This window comes from Paenibacillus sp. BR2-3, assembly GCF_046529485.1.
In the GTDB taxonomy this organism is placed as follows: domain Bacteria; phylum Bacillota; class Bacilli; order Paenibacillales; family Paenibacillaceae; genus Paenibacillus_AQ.
Map to the genome: position 1 here is coordinate 318,149 of NZ_CP126311.1, position 17,292 is coordinate 335,440.

The following is a 17,292-nucleotide window of genomic DNA, read 5'->3' on the forward strand; positions in this document are numbered from 1 at the left end:
AATGTATCCTAATGAGTTGAACTATACCATGCCGCCCGAATGGGGTAAGCATGAGCGTACTTTTATTTCCTGGCCGGTGAAGGCTTCAATGTGTTTCCCGGAAGATCATGAGTCCGTATGCCAGGGATACACTGATATTATCAAGGCTATAGCCGAGTTTGAACCGATAACCGTAGTGGTTAATCCGGATGAGCTGGAAGCTGTGGAACGCCTGGTCGGCGGTCCGAATGTTACACTGCTGCCTATTGAGCATAGCGATGCATGGCTGCGCGACAACGGTCCGACTTTTGTGGTGGACAATGAAGGAACGTTAGCCGGAGTGAACTGGAAGTTCAACGCCTGGGGAGGGAAGTATTCCCCCTGGGATCTTGACGATAAAGTAGCCCCGCAGATTCTGGAGAGTCTGGGTCTTGCCCGCTTCGATGCGCCGCTTGTGATGGAGGGCGGCTCCATCCATACGGATGGAGAAGGAACACTGCTGACGACGGAAGAGTGTCTGCTTAACCCGAACCGCAACCCTGACCTGGAACGGGGAGAAATTGAAGATCGCGTGCGCAAATACACCGGCACAGAACATATCATTTGGCTGAAGCAAGGTTTGAGCGGGGATGAAACGGATGGACATGTTGATAACCTTGCCTGCTTCGCAGCTCCCGGTAAAGTGATTATTCAGGTGTGCGATGATCCGCAGGATGAGAACTACGGAATTACGCTTGAGAATCTGCAAATTCTGGAGAATGCCGTAGATGCCAAGGGCCGCAAGCTTGAGATTATTACAATTGCACAGCCGCCGCGGGTGAATCATGAGGACAGCCGTCTGACGCTCAGCTATTTGAATTTTTACTTTGTGAACGGCGGCATTATTTTGCCGGTATTCGGTGGAACGGCTGCGGAGACGGACAAGCTGGCGGAGCAAGTACTGGCAGACGTCTTCCCGGATCGCAGAATCCGTACCGTAAACGGGATGGCAGTCATCCGCGAGGGCGGGAATGTGCACTGTACCACTCAGCAAATGCCAGCCGGAAAGTAATATACTCTTTTGGACCAAATATACTGGGATGAACATTAGCAGGAAAAAGTCCCTCTAATTCGTGAAATATAGCGGTTTTGTGAGGATTAGAGGGAAATTATACCTTATTGTGGGCTCCAAGAAGCTAAAACTCCAAATTAGCTGGAGAAAATCCTTCTAAATTATCTCGTCAAATATATGCGGTTCAATTATAGGGATAATTTCCCGTTAATTTCAGCAACTTATGCCATATATATTTTTTGTTCAACTTATAGATCAAGGAGGTACGGATAAGTGAGAAAAGTGAAAGTAGCTGCCACACAAATGAGCTGCTCTGGCAACATCGACGAGAATATCAGCAAGGCCGAAACTTTGGTCCGGGAAGCAGCGGCGCAGGGTGCGCAGATTATTTTGCTGCAGGAGCTCTTCGAAACACCGTATTTCTGCCAGAAGGAGAAATCGGATTATTATGCCTACGCCACAGAGCTTGAGCAGAACAAAGCTGTGAATCATTTCAAGGCAATAGCCAAAGAGCTTCAGGTGGTACTGCCAATCAGCTTCTATGAGAAAAAGAACTATGCACGCTATAATTCGCTGGCTGTAATCGACGCTGACGGAACGGTGCTGGGTAAATACCGGAAGAGCCATATTCCAGACGGTCCGGGTTACGAGGAGAAGTTTTATTTCAATCCCGGAGATACCGGCTTCAAGGTGTGGAACACCCGATATGCCAAGATTGGAGTAGGCGTCTGCTGGGATCAGTGGTATCCGGAAGCGGCGAGAGTCATGAGTCTGATGGGAGCAGAAATACTGTTCTACCCAACAGCAATCGGCTCGGAACCGCAAGACGGTTCCATTGACTCGAAGGACCATTGGCAGACCTGTATGCTGGGACATGCAGCTGCCAACCTTATTCCTGTCGTTGCCTCCAACCGGATTGGCGAAGAAAGCGATGAGGAATCCAGCATTAATTTCTACGGTTCTTCGTTTATTGCCGGCCCGCAAGGGAACAAGATTGTAGAGGCTGGACGGGATGAGCAGACGGTGCTGGTGAGTGAGTTCGACCTTGACGCGTTGGAGGTTGGCCGGATTGAGTGGGGGATTTTCCGCGATCGGCGGCCTGAGCTTTACAGATTGATCTCCTCTTATGATGGGGATTTGACATTTTAAGGATGCGGAGCAGCATGGAAAATAAGGAGGCCAACGCTTAAACAGCGGGCTTTTTGAGAAACGGGTACGGCCAAGATGATAACGATTCTTGCCTGTACCCGTTTTTAATATTTGTAAACAGGCGTATCCGGGGCTGTTATTTATCTCGCTTCTCCTGCCGGAAACATGGTCACGGGAACCACACTTTTGGTAGATGGCGGGTGGGCGGCGCAATAATTGTTACAATGTTTCGATATTATGTAATGTTATATAACATTAAGAGGAAAACTTAATTGTCACTGTCACTTTAATCTGTTAAAATCTCTTTAAGATATTTATAAATACTTGGGGGGATTGGAACATGAAAAGCACAAAAAAATGGATGATGTCAGGTTTAATGGCATTGATCGTATTAGCTATGGTAGGCTGTGGATCGAATAAGGAAACTGCCGGCAGCGGCAATGCGGCGGTAGAGAAAATTATGTTCGCCAGCGATGCCAGCTATGCACCGATGGAGTATATGGACACGGACACGATCAAAGGCTTTGATATTGATTTCATCAAGGCGGTTATGGAAGAAGCGGGTATGGATTATGAAGTTACGAACACAGGCTGGGATACGATGCTCTCAAGTGTGAAGCAGGGGACAGAGTATCAAGCCGGTCTATCCTCCGTATCCATCACCGACGAGCGCAAAGAAACCTATGATTATTCGATTCCTTATTTCGAATCTACCAATATGATCATGGTTAAAGAAGGCAGTGACATCAAGAACGCGCTTGACCTGAAGGACAAAATTGTTGCTGTCCAGGGAGCTACGACTGCCGACGACCTGATGAGCGGAATTATGGGTGTCGATAACGGCAACCTGAAGCGCTTTGACAGCAACGCGGTAGCGCTGATGGAATTGAACGCCGGCGGGGCGGACGCTGTAGTGGCTGATATCGCTATCGTGCGTGAATATATCAAGAATAATCCGGACCAGAAGTTCACCGGTATTGTGGATAAGGAAAACTTCGGTTCCGAGTATTACGGAATTTTGTATCCTAAAGGCAGCGAACTGAAAGCCAAGCTGGACCCGGCGATCAAGACGGTGCTGGAGAACGGAAAATACGCGGAAATCTACAAAACATGGTTCGGTGAAGAGCCTAATACGGATAACCTGTTGAACGCGCAATAAGCCCAGAAACGAACAAGCATGCGTAATGATAGCTATTGCGCATGCTTCTTTTTTTAAGGCAGAAGAGAAGGGAAGAGCACTATGGATTTCAGATTTGACATTATCATTCATTATTTACCGGTCTTATTAAAAGGGACATTGCTTACTATTGGCATATCCATTATTTCAATTTTATTTGGTTCTATCCTGGGGTTGGGTATTGGATTTGGCAAAATGGCGCCGAAGTGGTATCTGCGCTGGCCCTTTCACTCTTATATTAATTTCTTTCGCGGGACGCCACTGTATGTACAGATCCTAATTGTCCATTTCGGGCTGATCCCGCCTTTTTACGGCAAAACCAACGCGCTGCTAACTGCATTTGTAGCACTATCGCTGAATTCCGCCGCGTATTCCGCCGAGATTTTTCGGGCGGGTATTCAGTCTATTGACCAAGGACAGCGGGAGGCTGCCATTTCGCTCGGTATGACCAGCGGTCAGGCGATGAGGTTTATTATTCTACCGCAGGCAATCAAACGGATGGTTCCGGCTTTTGGTAATGAATTTATCGTTCTGGTGAAAGATTCTTCGCTCTTGGCACTAGTGGCGGCTCCGGAAATTATGTACTGGAGTAACACAATGAAGGGGCAATATGCACGGATATGGGAGCCTTATTTGAGCGCAGCGCTTATTTATTTCATTCTTACGTATTCGCTCAGCAAGCTGCTGAATTATGTTGAACGGAGGCTGTAAATTCATATGGAGCCTATCATCTCAGTGAAAAATTTGTATAAAGCTTTCGGCAGTCACACGGTTCTGGCCGATATCAACGTAGATATATACAACCAGGAGGTTGTCGTTGTCATCGGACCGTCAGGTTCGGGCAAATCCACCTTTCTGCGCTGTCTGAATCTTCTGGAGCAGCCGCAGAGCGGCGAAATTATTATTGAAGGAACTTCCTTGATGGATAAAAGCACAAGGATTAACGATATTCGAACAGAGCTTGGCATGGTATTTCAGCAATTCAATTTATTCCCGCATAAGAAGGTCATAGAGAATATTATGCTGGCACCGATACAGGTACGAAAGTGGACCCCGGAAAAAGCCCGTAAAAAAGCCATGGAACTGCTGGATAAAGTGGGACTAAGTGATAAGGCGGAGGTGTATCCGGCTTCTCTGTCCGGTGGACAGGCCCAGCGGGTAGCCATAGCCCGGGCCCTTGCCATGGAGCCTAAAATTATGCTGTTCGATGAGCCGACATCAGCGCTTGATCCCGAAATGGTCGGTGAGGTGCTGGCAGTTATGCAGGATCTGGCCCGTGAAGGCATGACAATGGTTGTGGTCACTCATGAGATGGGCTTTGCGCGTGAGGTTGGTGACCGTGTTCTGTTTATGGAGCAGGGTATTGTTGTGGAGGAAGGGACACCTGAGCAAGTGTTCGGAAACCCGAAGCAAGAGCGTACGCAGGTTTTCCTGTCCAAAGTATTATAATAAGTCCCCCAATTCGACAAAGTAGAATATTGTTTTTTTATGGGTTATATTAGAACAGTAACCTTGTTCAAGAAGGGAGGCTCTGGGATATCTTTTATTATCATCAATATTATTATGATAGAAGGAGAATACGATGAGCACATTTAAAAACTGGTTGAATACGACGAAAAGCGGTCTCAATGATCAAGTGAAGAAGTTTAAAAATAAAGATTTTATGAATGCGATTGTAGCGGGTTGCGCCCTTGTCGCTGCTGCCGATGGCAAGATTGAAGAGGCTGAGAAGAATAAAATGGCCGGATATATGAACCTGAGCAATGAATTGAAAGTGTTTGATATGAGAGAGGTCATTACCCAGTTCAATTCGTATGTGGGCAATTTTGATTTCTCTCCGGAAATCGGCAAGCAGGAGGCGCTTAAAGCCATCGCTAAATTTAACGGCAAACCGGAAGTGGGCCGTCTTATTATCGCTGTATGCAGTGCGATCGGTGCCGCTGACGGGGACTTTGACGAGCAGGAGAAAGCGGTTGTGCGGAATATCTGCAGTGTGCTCGGCCTGAGCCCGAGTGAATTTAGTCTCTAGAAAAAGTCTGAGGATTTTCCTTAAATCATCTGAAACATTATTGAGTTTCTATCGTATCACTGGTAGAACACCCAATAGCGGATTTGAGATTATTACAGGTTTCAGAAACGGAGGTAAGTGAAGTTGGCTGGAATTAATTTAGTGAAAGGTCAGAAGATCGATCTGACCAAAGGCAACGCAGGACTATCGAAAGTAATTGTCGGTTTGGGCTGGGACCCTGTCGAAGCTTCACGCGGATTCTTCGGAGTGAAGAAACAGGCTAACGTTGACTGTGATGCCTCGGCACTGCTGTTAAGTGAGGATGGAAAGTTACTCAAGAAGACAAACCTGGTATGCTTCCATAACAAACAGAGCGCTTGCAATTCTGTTGTGCACTCGGGAGATAACCTGACAGGTGAAGGCGACGGGGATGACGAGCAAATCAGTGTTAATCTCGCTGCAATTCCTTCCGATATCCACAAGGTCCTGGTAGTGGTAAATATCTATGATGCTGTTAACCGCAAACAGGATTTTGGCATGATTAAATCGGCGTATATCCGGGTGATGAATGCGGCCGGCAACAATGAATTGATCAGATTCAATCTGTCGGACAATTACACGGGCTTTACAGCGCTGATTTGCGGTGAGCTTTACCGCAATGGCGGGGAATGGAAGTTCTCGGCGATCGGTGAAGGCAGCCACGCAGCTCATATTAATCAACTGGCAGAGCGCTACATCTAAATCCAATTTGAAGAAGAGAGGTTTCTACTCATGGCAATTAACTTATCCAAAGGTCAGAAGATCGATTTAACCAAAACAAATCCGGGACTCTCCAAGATCACTGTGGGTCTGGGCTGGGACACGAACAAATACGATGGCGGTAAGGACTTTGACTTGGACGTATCTGTTTTCTTGGCGAATGCGAACGGAAAAGTGGACAAGGAAAGCAACTTTATTTTCTTCAACAATAAACAAAATGAGAACGGTTCAGTTGTGCATACAGGGGATAATCGGACAGGCGAGGGCGACGGGGACGATGAGCAAATTCAAGTCGACCTTTTGGCTATCCCGGCGGATGTGGATAAAGTAGCGTTTACGATTACTATCTACGATGCCGAATCAAGAAACCAAAACTTTGGACAAGTATCCCGTTCATATGTACGAATTGTCAATGATGCCAACAGCGAGGAACTCATCCGTTTTGACCTGGGCGAGGATTTCTCAGTTGAAACCGGCGTAGTGGTAGGCGAACTCTACCGTAACGGTGCAGAGTGGAAATTCAATGCCATCGGCAGCGGTTATAAAGACGGATTATCCGGTTTGACCCGTGACTACGGTCTGTCCTAAAATCCTGCATCTTTAGCCAGGCAGTCCATTTATTCATGAAAGAGGGTTTCGCCTGTGACGATCAGTCTTTCCAAAGGTCAGCGAATTGATCTTACGAAAACAAATCCGGGTCTGACCCGGGTCGTTGTAGGATTAGGATGGGATACGAATAAGTACAGCGGTGGCCAGGATTTTGATCTTGATGCTTCTGCATTCCTATTATACGAGGATGGCAAGGCAAAAGGCGCCGACGATTTCGTGTTCTATAACAATCCGAGTGGGGGTTCAGCCTCCGTAACCCATACCGGTGACAACCGCACAGGTGAGGGTGACGGTGATGACGAGCAGATTATCATTGACTTCAGTAAAGTGCCTGCTCACATTCAGCGTATCGGGATTACGGTAACGATTTATGATTATCAAAGCCGTGCACAAAATTTTGGACAAGTCTCCAATGCTTTTGTTCGTGTGGTGGACGCCACATCGGAACGCGAAGTGCTGCGTTTTGATCTGGGGGAAGACTTTTCGACGGAAACGGCTGTTGTATTTTGTGAATTTTATCGCCATGGCGTCGATTGGAAATTTCAGGCCATTGGCAGTGGCTTCGCCGGTGGTCTAGGCGCTTTATGCAAGAATTACGGACTGGACGCACAATAGCATTAAGGAGGGGCGGGGTCATACCGACCCTGCTCTTTTTTTGAAGAGAATAAGCTTCAAATAAAAGCTCCACTTGGTGGGGCTGTTTTTACCCCATTGGCAAAGGTGGCACAAAAATGAGTGTTGACGTTGTGAAGGGACAGAAGGCCGATCTGACCAAAGGAAACCCCGGACTAAGAGAGCTTACAGTGGAAATCGGCTGGCAATCAGCGCCATCATTGGAGATAGACACCTCCGCTTTTTTACTTGGAGCACAAGGTAAGGTAGCCAAGGATGAGGATCTGATTTTTTACAATAATCCAATCACGCCTTATATCAGATATAAGGAAATGCCAGGCTCAGGTACCCTCAAGAAATTCGAGGTCGAACTTAACAAAATACCATCCGATATTCACAAAATTGCCATTACGCTTACGATCCATGAGGGTGAGGAGCGCAAACAAAGCTTTGGTCAAGTGAATGGGGCCTATGCACGCATTATGAATGGAGCAACAGGTTTGGAAATTCTCCGGTGTGATCTTGGAAACCATTTCTCTGTGGAAACGGCCATCGTGGTAGGAGAATTATATAGATACAACAGTGATTGGAAGTTCAGCGCCATTGCAGCAGGCTTTGCCGGCGGGCTGCAGTCGTTATGTAACAATTTCGGTATAGAAGTGAAGGACGAGCCGGAACTCCGGGTGCAGATTCCGCCAGAAGGGCCACCAGCACCTCCAGCATCGCCGCCTGTTAATCCTGCAGCTAGTGGGCCAGCCGCCGCTCCGGCGCTGAATCTGAACCTGAAGAAGATCGAGCTTAAGAAAAAAGGCGACTCCATCAATCTTAAGAAATCAGCCGGGGGACTGGGAGAGGTTCTGATCAATCTGAACTGGAACCAGAGGCAGGGCGGTGGATTATTTAACCGCAGCCGCGGAGTGGATTTGGATCTCGCCTGTTTATACGAGCTGAACGATGGCAGAAAAGGTGTCGTTCAGGCGTTGGGCAATTCTTTTGGCTCGTTAAGCCAGGCTCCCTACACATCTCTGGATGGTGATGATCGAACCGGAACGATCACGACCGGTGAGAACTTGCGCATTAACGGGGCCAAAATTACCGAGATCAAACGCATTCTGGTCTTTGCATTTATTTATCAGGGCGTAACGAATTGGTCGGAGGCAGATGGGGTGGTCACGATTAAGCAGAGCGAAGGCCCTGATATTATCGTAAAGCTGGACGAGCATAACAATCGCAGAGGAATGTGTGCCATTGCACTCTTCCGGAATGTGAATAACGAGACCTTTAGCATTGAGCGGCTGGTGCAGTATTTCAGCGGACATCGGGAGATGGACGAGGCCTATCAATGGGGCCTGCGCTGGGTAGCGGGCAAGAAATAATTTTATTTAGCGGAGGTTCGAATTCATAATGGACTGGTTTACTGAATTTTTTAGAAATATTAGCGAGAATTACGGGCATTTCTTCTCATGGAGTGATGTGATAGCAACGCTCTCAGACCCGGTGAGCTGGGGGATTATTGGAAGTTTGATTTTGCTGGAAGGGCTGCTCTCTGCGGATAATGCGCTCGTACTGGCTGTTATGGTTAAGCATTTGCCTAAAGAACAGCAGAAAAAGGCACTGTTTTACGGAATATTAGGAGCTTATGTATTCAGATTTCTGGCGATCGGCCTAGGCACTTTTCTTATTAAATTTACGTTGGTTAAAGTGCTTGGAGCATTATATCTGTTCTACATCGCTTATAAAGGAATATTCAAGGGCGGCGGCGAAGAAGAAACAGAGAACAAAGGGACCTCTTTTTGGAAGACGGTACTTCTTGTTGAATTAATGGATATTGCTTTCAGTATTGACAGTGTGGTTGCCGCATTCGGATTGAGCGAACAAGTCTGGGTATTATTCCTGGGCGGCATCTTAGGGGTACTGATGATGCGTGGAGTGGCGCAGGTGTTCTTGAAGCTGATTGACAGATTCCCTGAGCTGGAGCAGACGGCATTTTTGCTCATTGCCATTATTGCCGGAAAAATGCTTGCCGGCGCTTTTGGATACGAAATGTCCCATGTCATATTCTTCACCATTCTGATTGCTGTTTTTGTGGGAACAATTCTCTACAGCTCAGGCAAGAAGAAAAAAGAAGCCAACAGGAAAGCTTAAACTATCGACAGTTTTGATCTAATCGTATAAGAAAAGATGTCAGATTTCGTTTACATTGCAGAACCGGATACCGTCCCCGAGAGGACGGTATAGTCGGTTCTGCTACTCTTTACAGGTGAGTGGTTGCGTTGGTTCGCTTGCAAAACTTTAAGGGGGATGGGCCTTGAAATATTTCGATTACCTGACAGATGAGCAAGAAATGTCATTATTTTACTCTCCGCCCATATCGTTTGATCATACGATGAACAAGGATCTGCTGGCCTATGCCGTTGGGGCCGCCCTTTACATGCCGGCTACACGCCCCAGTGTTGCCGAGGATATTTTGAAGCTCAAGGAAGTAGGTCTGGTAACCGTCATTATTGATCTGGAGGATGCCATAGGAGATGCAGAGGTTGATTCCGCCGAACAAAGCATTATCCGGCATCTTGCTTATTTGGCAGCTTATGCAGAGAATGAAAAGAATCCAAGCAGCAGCCTCCCGCTTATCTTTGTCCGCGTCCGTAATCCCGACCAATTGCAGCAGCTTATTTTCCGGCTGGGTTCATTAACCGCTATACTAACCGGCTTTGTTTTTCCGAAGTTTTCAGTGGAGAACGGTGTGGAATATTTTGAAATTCTTGCGGACTACAACAACTCCCGCAGTTATTCGGCTCCTGTTCTGTACGGTATGCCGATTCTGGAGAGTGCCTCTATTATTTACCGCGAGAGCCGGCTGGAAAGCCTTTTATCTATTCGAGGTTTGCTTAGTGAGTATCGGGACTATGTGCTAAATGTAAGAATTGGAGCAACCGATTTCTCGAGTCTGTTCGGACTACGCCGCAGCCCTGATATAAGTATCTACGATCTAACGCCGATCCGTGACTGCATGGCGGATATTATCAATGTGTTCGGACGGATCGATGGAGGTTATGTGATTTCCGGGCCTGTTTGGGAGTATTTTGCGAATAAAGGACACCGTGTGCTCCGTCCGCAGCTGCGGCAGACCCCTTTCGAGGATACGTACGGCAAGAACGGCCGCGACCTGCGCAACAGTTATATCTCCAGTGCCATGGATGGACTTATTCGTGAGGTTGTTTTGGACAAGGAAAATGGAATTATAGGCAAGACGATTATTCATCCCTCCCATCTTAAGCCGGTTCAGGCAATGTATACGGTAATGCATGAGGAATACGTGGATGCGCTCAGCATAGTGGAGAGCAATGATGGCAGCCTTGGCGTATTCAAGAGCCAGTATTTTAATAAAATGAATGAAATCAAGCCGCATCTGAACTGGGCAAGACGTATCTTACTACGATCTCAAATATACGGGGTGTTACATGAACAACAGCATTTTGTCGGACTATTGCCCGAAAACGAATACACATACGTTTAATATTGTCGAGAACCTGCAGGTTACCGTAACCGAAACCTCCAATCCTTTTCATATGCCGATTTCTGCGTTATTTTCGATGGCGGCCCGCATCAACAAGAAACGTTCCTTCTTATTCGTTAGCAAAGTGCTTGGCAAGCATATTCCCGTTAATCCATACACTCCGCTATTAAGCGGGGCAGCTCTAGGACTCTTGCTATACAGGGAAATGGATCTACAAAGCGGTGCCAGTCATAGGGATGTCGTGGACAAGCTGATTCACCAGGCCATGAATGGGCTGATTCATCCCGGACATGCGGAGGAGGCGTATCACGAGTTGATGGCGGCCAAGCTCATATTGCCGAAACCTGTCATTTTTATCGGTTTTGCGGAGACAGCGACGGCACTGGGTCACAGCATGTACAACATGTTTGCCGGGAATGCCTCATACATTCATACTACTCGTGAAGACATTCCGGATCTGGAATCGGTTATTAATTTTGAAGAAGAGCACTCTCACGCGGTTGACCATCTGTGCTATGCACTGGACGCTGAAATGCTGTCAGGCAATGAACCGGTGATATTAGTAGATGATGAAATTACGACGGGGAATACGGCGATTAATACGATTCGTGATATTCAGTCCAAGTTCCCGCGTCAGGAATATGTGATTGCCTCTATCCTTGATTGGAGAACGGGTGACAATGTTCAGGCCTACAGGGAGCTGGAACAGGAATTGGGGATTTCTATCAGATCGCTCTGCCTGCTTCAGGGAAGTATTGAAGTGAAGGGTACGCCGCTGCTGAATGCCAGTGAAGAGAAGGACCGAACAGCGGCTGCAGAGGCACCTGTTGTTACAACCTTTGTTAACGATGGAATGGTGCGGCTCCCGGTGACTTCTACCGACTCTCTGCATGAGCTGAATAAGTCTCCATATATAAAATATAGCGGGCGATTTGGGCTGGAATCCGGACAAAATGCCGAAGTGGATGCTGGTGTCCGCAGTATTGCCAACCAACTGCGGGAGCTGCGCGAAGGACAACAGGCGCTGGTGTTGGGTGTAGGTGAATTCATGTATCTTCCCATGCGGGTAGCCGCAGAGATGGGTGAGGGAGTCTCTTACCAGTCTACCACCCGGAGTCCGATTCATCCGAACCGCAGGCTGGATTACGGAGTGCACAGCGCCGCCGCCTATCCGTCAGCCGGTGATCCGGAAATCACCAATTTTATCTATAATGTTGATCCGGGGCAATATGAAGAGATCTTCGTACTGCTGGAGCGGGAGGTTCCTAAGGAGCGGATACAGCCGATGACTGATATCTTAACAAAGCTGGCCCGTCATAAGGTACATCTTGTGGTTCTATCTTCAGAGAAACGGGAACGGGAGGCGTGTGAATGAACCTGACAGAAACAGAGCAAATCATCATGAACAAAAGAATAGCCCCCCCGGCTCCACTCGGCAGCTATCCTCCCTCGGATGTTACTTTCCTGCTAAAAGACCTCAGTAATGTCTCGTTGGAACGGGCGACCCAGGAACGGGAAGAGGCCATTCAATCCGGAGTGCACTACTCAGAGATGCTCCCCGTTGAATATCAGCCTACAAGCGGCTATATTGACTTGTTTCACGAAACGCTGCAGGACTCCTCCCGCAAGATAGCTCTCGCAGTGGCTGTTGTCTCCGAATTGATAGTTGCGCAACGAGGCTTAAATACGGTGCTTGTTTCCTTAGCCAGAGCAGGAACGCCTATTGGGGTATTGATTAAACGATATATTTCCTATAGGTATGAGGTAGACCTGCCGCATTACAGTATTTCTATCATCCGTGGTAAAGGGATTGATGAGAATGCCGTGCTCTACATGCTTCAGAAGCATGGGCTGGATGCGGATCTGCAGTTTATCGATGGCTGGACAGGAAAAGGCGCCATTCGCCAGGTCCTGATTGCTGCCTGCGACAGTTTTTACAACAAATATGGAATCAGACTGAATGATGACTTGGCTGTATTGGCTGATCCGGGGTATTGTTCAGCAACATTTGGGACCAGGGAGGATTACCTCATTCCGAGTGCCTGCCTGAATTCGACCGTATCCGGATTGATGAGCCGTACGGTGCTGCGAGGTGACCTTATCGGACCGGAAGAGTTCCACGGCGCAAAGTTCTATAAAGAATGGCTGGACGCCGATGTATCCAATGATTTTATTGAGGCCATATGTCCTCATTTCCCTTCTGTTACGGAGGAGGCGCTACCTATTACAGCAGATCTGCGGCAATCTCCTCCAGAGATTACCTGGCAAGGCTTACAGGACATTCAGTGTATCCAGAAATTTTTTGGCATTTCCGACATTAATCTGATTAAGCCAGGAGTGGGAGAAACAACCCGCGTGCTTTTGCGCAGGGTACCGTGGAAAATCCTCGTTGATTCCATGGATAATCCCAACCTGCGGCATGTTATGCTGCTGGCTAAGGACCGCGGCGTGCCGGTGGAGATCTTCCCGGGATTAACCTATTCCTGCTGTGGTATTATTAAGCCACTGAAGGGAGAGAGTGAATGATCTACGCCAGTGATCTGGACCGTACCCTGATCTACTCCCTTAGTGCTATAGGCGTTCCAGAGGATTCGCCCGGACTTGTTCCTGCAGAAATCATTAATGGTACAACGGTGTCATACATTTCAAAAGAAGCACTTTCGCAGCTCATAAGTCTTGCCGGAAAAATTGTTTTTATGCCGGTAACGACACGGACTGTACAGCAGTATCAACGGATCAATCTCTTTCAGGAGACGGTGATTCCTGAGTATGCCATTACGAGTAATGGCGGTAATATCCTGATAGGCGGGAAAGTGGACGGGGAGTGGAGAGAGTCCATTGGAAAATTGGTGGAGCATCATTCTGCGGCGGCAGAGGAGGCAGGATTCATTGTCCGATCGGCCCTGCGCGAAGAGTGGATCATCAGTGAACGGTATTGCGACGGCTTATTTTTCACCTTTGTGGTTCAGCGTGACCTGCTCCCGCCAGCTTTGGTATCCGCTCTGGCTGATGAATTAAATCAGCTTGGCTGGAAGGTATCCTTGCAAGGCCGAAAGCTGTATGCTGTGCCCCAGGCGGTTAACAAAAGCGCTGCTATCGAGTATGTACGGCGTACAATTCAGCAGGAGCCCATGGTGGCTTCGGGAGATTCCTTGCTGGATAAATGTCTGCTGGATGCCGCTGATTATGCGATTGCCCCTTGCCATGGAGAAATATTTGCTGAACACCAGCAGGGTTTGGCAGAATCGAACTACCCCTTTACTGCTTGCTCGGGTGTGTTTGCGGGTGATGAGATTCTGCAGTATGTAAGTACGATTTACAACAATTTAATGGCATTGGGAGTGGGGCGGAAATGAAAAAGGTAAACATTTATTTCAATCGCTGGTTTTCTGTGGCATACCATTATATGAATCTCATTCGCAATAACGACGACGGAATCTCATTCACAATATTCGCAACCCACCCCGATATTCGGCATATGTCGCTTCAAGGAGCGGATGTTGCTGAGACCGAGCCTAAGCTTGAGGGGATACATTATGTTCAGTTTTGTGTTGATTTCTGCCGCCGAAATGAGATAGATATCTTTATTCCGCGTCTGCATATGCTTGATATTGCTCTCCATGCCCATTTGTTCGATGCCATCGGTACCAAGCTTATCGTCTGCAGAGATGTCGATTTGCTGGAAAGCATCATGGACAAGGGGAAATTTTACGAGAGTGTTAAAGAAACGGGAATCATGACCCTTCCCGATTACCATGTAGTAAGCACAGCAGAAGAGTTTAAAACTGCCTATCATGATCTTATCGGTAAAGGTCATAGCGTCTGCTTCAAACCAACAGATTCGGAAGGCGGGTTAGGCTTCCGGATTATTGATAACAACCGCAGTCCGCTCCAGGAGCTGTTCGGCCATGTGACACCGCTTATTTCTTTTGAGGATGCGTATCGTATTTTGTCCAGTGAGCCATCCTTTCCAGAGCTAATGGTAATGGAACTGCTTGAAGGATATGAGTATAGCATTGATTGTCTGGCAGATGGCGCCGGCAATTTATTGGCGGCTGTGCCGCGCCGGAAGGCGGGGGGCCGTTTGCGGCTTATGGAGCATAACCCCGAGCTGAAGGAAATTGCAGCCAAAGTGGCGCAGACGTACAAAATACCCTACAATTTCAATATCCAAATGAAGTACAATGGTTCTATACCCAAGCTGCTGGAGGTCAATCCCCGGATGTCGGGCGGGCTGCATATTTCATGTCTGTCCGGAATTAACTTTCCTTATCTGGCGGTCAAAAGCGCGCTTGGCGGCGAGGTGCAGCCGGTGGATTTCACAGAGGACGTATTAGCCAGCCATGTAGAGAAACCGCTAATTATGAAATCAAACGGCGAGTCCGCCGTCCCGGATGCCGTTTAGCTTAACAGCTACGGAATAAGTTAACGCAAGAGGTGAGGAACATTCATTCAAAGTCTAAAGTATTGATGTATGCTGGTATAGGTTATATCGTTGCTGTATTGACCAGCGCTCTGCTCCCGGAACTGCTGTCCTTACTGCTTCCTGTTGCCGGGGGTGCAATCGGTCTTCTGTCAGGAGAACGAAAAAGAACCAATCTGCCGGAGGAAGTCCTTCCAGCCGGGCAGGAGACTGCACCGATTTCCTCGTCCCCCGAGGTCAAGAGTGCCGCCAGTACCACGCCAGCCACTCAGGCTCCCGGCGGCAGGGAAGACTCTGATTTCAAGATCGGACCGGAGTTCGCTCCGGTGGTAGAGTATCTCAGCATTCTGGAGGACATGATTATTTCCGAAGGGCAGAAGGATACGCTGGACAATGAAATTGTCGAGAAGTCGCTTGCATTGTTCGCCAGGCTTCAACGTGTAATACCGCTGTTGCAGGAGCTGGGTAACGGCGAGATTAATCATACGGTCCGCAGATTGATTTTGAAGGATTTGAATGGCGTCATCAATCCGTTCTTACGGCTTGGAGGCGAGGCGAAAACCAAGAACCGCAGAATGCTGCTGAACGGTCTGAAGGATGTAGACTCCAAAATATCCGATATCGCTTCGACCATTGAGCATAAAGACCTGATGGAGCTTCAAACCAAAGCGGAATTAATCCATCAACGATACAGCAGTTCCGAATTTTAGGAGGGAAGCCCATGTCCACGCAGATAATTCAACTGAAAAAAGAAGACGAGCAGAAGGTTGTCCAGGAGGCCTCTCAGCTGATTGAAAAGGTAGCCAAGACAGATACAGTTACGCTGGATTCCTTGATGGATGAGATTGGCAAGCTGGGGGTCAAGACACAGGAGAAAGCGGGTCAAACGCTGAAGCTGCTGGACCGTCCGGTGAATGATCTGATGTCAGGCAAACGTGTCGAAGTGCCGAATATGATTATGAAGCTGCGGAATGAGTGCGAGGATTTGCAGCAGAGCAAGAATGTAAGCTTTTTTGGAAAAATGCTGCGTAAGACCCCGCTCAAAAACTACGTATACAAATATCAATCCGTCCGTACTAATATTGACGCTATCGTTACCGGCCTGCGCGACGGCAGAGATACGCTGGAAGAAAGCATCGTCAATATGCGCCAGCTGAAGCGTACCTCCATGGAGGAGATTTATAACCTGCAGACCAAAATCGCCTTCGGAAACAAGCTGAAGGAATTGTTCGAGGTTGAAATCGCCAAGCCGGAGAATGAATTCCGTAAAGCTTATCTGGAACGCGGCCTGCGTAAGGTGATGGTTCGTATTCAGTCGATGACCGAGATGATTTTGCTATACAACCAAGCCATTGCGGCCACAGACATTATTAATGATAACAACGATAAGCTGATTGATTCTGTGAATAATGCCATCGATAAAACCTCTAATCTGATCACCGTCTCCGCGATGATTGCGATGTCACTCGCCGACCAGGAGAATGTTATTTCCGCTGTAGAGGCAACCAACAAGACGATTGAGGATCAGTTCAAGGAGAATGCAAGACTGCTCCGCACCACTACGGAGAAAACAACGGAACTGCTCTCCAAGCCTTCCATGTCGATGGAAGCTGTAAATCAGGCAATCGGTGATTTGCTTATTGCACTGGATACTTCAGAGCAGTCGAACCGCCGTATTATTGAGAGCTGTCAGGATTACACTTCCAAAATGACGACGATCAATACGCAGCTTAACAACCGTTTGGGACTGAATGAGGCGGACAAGCCCAAGGCACTTACTGAAGGTGCGGCTTCCGGCGAATTAAGTAGTTTCTTGAACTAGCCCTCTAATTTATTAGCGGTTTAGTACCCCTCCTTGAAGGGAACTCCAATCATATTACCCTGCTCTCACACATAAATTGTCCGTAAGGCACGATATGTGAAGGAAAGAGAGGATAGGCATATGATTCTGGGATGTTTGATATTTGTGCTTATCGTCGTAGCCAGCAGTGAAAAGGCAGAGGCTATA

18 protein-coding genes are annotated in these 17,292 nt (G+C 47.8%); all 18 read left to right on the forward strand.

Annotated elements, in window-relative coordinates:
- The first annotated feature begins 1 nt into the window (after position 1).
- The 18 genes from PaeBR_RS01570 (at position 2) to PaeBR_RS01655 (ending at position 17,106) form a co-directional block, all read left to right on the forward strand.
- Complete coding sequence (locus tag PaeBR_RS01570; RefSeq protein ID WP_410513189.1) at positions 2-1,030, forward strand: agmatine/peptidylarginine deiminase; 1,029 nt, start codon at positions 2-4, stop codon at positions 1,028-1,030.
- A gap of 273 nt (positions 1,031-1,303) precedes the next feature.
- Positions 1,304-2,179, forward strand: a complete 876-nt coding sequence (gene aguB / locus PaeBR_RS01575; protein WP_410513190.1) for an N-carbamoylputrescine amidase — start codon at positions 1,304-1,306, stop codon at positions 2,177-2,179.
- A 340-nt stretch (positions 2,180-2,519) separates the two neighbouring features.
- Positions 2,520-3,338 (forward strand): transporter substrate-binding domain-containing protein, encoded by an 819-nt coding sequence (locus PaeBR_RS01580; protein ID WP_410513191.1) that lies wholly within the window; start codon positions 2,520-2,522, stop codon positions 3,336-3,338.
- A gap of 81 nt (positions 3,339-3,419) precedes the next feature.
- Entirely contained in the window at positions 3,420-4,067 is a 648-nt protein-coding gene (locus PaeBR_RS01585; RefSeq protein ID WP_410513192.1) for an amino acid ABC transporter permease, read from the forward strand.
- A 15-nt stretch (positions 4,068-4,082) separates the two neighbouring features.
- Positions 4,083-4,805 carry an amino acid ABC transporter ATP-binding protein gene (locus PaeBR_RS01590; protein ID WP_410515038.1) on the forward strand — a complete coding sequence of 241 codons (723 nt, stop codon included), beginning with the start codon at positions 4,083-4,085 and terminating at the stop codon, positions 4,803-4,805.
- 133 nt (positions 4,806-4,938) lie between these two features.
- Positions 4,939-5,385, forward strand: coding sequence for a tellurite resistance TerB family protein (locus PaeBR_RS01595; protein WP_410513193.1), 447 nt, complete (start codon positions 4,939-4,941; stop codon positions 5,383-5,385).
- Positions 5,386-5,508: 123 nt separating this feature from the next.
- Positions 5,509-6,105 (forward strand): TerD family protein, encoded by a 597-nt coding sequence (locus PaeBR_RS01600; RefSeq protein WP_410513194.1) that lies wholly within the window; start codon positions 5,509-5,511, stop codon positions 6,103-6,105.
- A 30-nt stretch (positions 6,106-6,135) separates the two neighbouring features.
- Positions 6,136-6,711, forward strand: coding sequence for a TerD family protein (locus PaeBR_RS01605; RefSeq protein WP_410513195.1), 576 nt, complete (start codon positions 6,136-6,138; stop codon positions 6,709-6,711).
- A 54-nt stretch (positions 6,712-6,765) separates the two neighbouring features.
- On the forward strand, positions 6,766-7,347 hold the full coding sequence (locus PaeBR_RS01610; protein WP_410513196.1) for a TerD family protein: 582 nt from the start codon (positions 6,766-6,768) through the stop codon (positions 7,345-7,347).
- 116 nt (positions 7,348-7,463) lie between these two features.
- Complete coding sequence (locus PaeBR_RS01615; RefSeq protein WP_410513197.1) at positions 7,464-8,720, forward strand: TerD family protein; 1,257 nt, start codon at positions 7,464-7,466, stop codon at positions 8,718-8,720.
- A 28-nt stretch (positions 8,721-8,748) separates the two neighbouring features.
- The gene (locus PaeBR_RS01620) at positions 8,749-9,489 is read left to right on the forward strand and encodes a TerC family protein (RefSeq protein WP_410513198.1); all 741 of its coding nucleotides are present in this window, start codon (positions 8,749-8,751) and stop codon (positions 9,487-9,489) included.
- Positions 9,490-9,652: 163 nt separating this feature from the next.
- Positions 9,653-10,861, forward strand: coding sequence for an HpcH/HpaI aldolase/citrate lyase family protein (locus tag PaeBR_RS01625; protein WP_410513199.1), 1,209 nt, complete (start codon positions 9,653-9,655; stop codon positions 10,859-10,861).
- Between the two features lie 76 nt (positions 10,862-10,937).
- Positions 10,938-12,236: a phosphoribosyltransferase family protein gene (locus PaeBR_RS01630; RefSeq protein WP_410515039.1), complete on the forward strand. Its 1,299-nt coding sequence runs from the start codon at positions 10,938-10,940 to the stop codon at positions 12,234-12,236.
- Positions 12,233-13,387, forward strand: a complete 1,155-nt coding sequence (locus tag PaeBR_RS01635) for a cysteine protease StiP family protein (protein ID WP_410513200.1) — start codon at positions 12,233-12,235, stop codon at positions 13,385-13,387. The genes PaeBR_RS01630 and PaeBR_RS01635 overlap by 4 nt, the downstream gene beginning before the upstream one ends.
- A complete protein-coding gene (locus tag PaeBR_RS01640; RefSeq protein ID WP_410513201.1) occupies positions 13,384-14,217 on the forward strand; it encodes an HAD family hydrolase in 834 nt (277 codons plus the stop codon). The genes PaeBR_RS01635 and PaeBR_RS01640 overlap by 4 nt, the downstream gene beginning before the upstream one ends.
- On the forward strand, positions 14,214-15,266 hold the full coding sequence (locus PaeBR_RS01645; protein ID WP_410513202.1) for an ATP-grasp domain-containing protein: 1,053 nt from the start codon (positions 14,214-14,216) through the stop codon (positions 15,264-15,266). Before PaeBR_RS01640 ends, PaeBR_RS01645 begins: the two co-directional genes overlap by 4 nt.
- A gap of 65 nt (positions 15,267-15,331) precedes the next feature.
- A complete protein-coding gene (locus PaeBR_RS01650) occupies positions 15,332-15,994 on the forward strand; it encodes a hypothetical protein (RefSeq protein WP_410513203.1) in 663 nt (220 codons plus the stop codon).
- A gap of 11 nt (positions 15,995-16,005) precedes the next feature.
- Positions 16,006-17,106 (forward strand): toxic anion resistance protein, encoded by a 1,101-nt coding sequence (locus tag PaeBR_RS01655; protein WP_410513204.1) that lies wholly within the window; start codon positions 16,006-16,008, stop codon positions 17,104-17,106.
- The last annotated feature ends 186 nt before the right edge of the window (positions 17,107-17,292 follow it).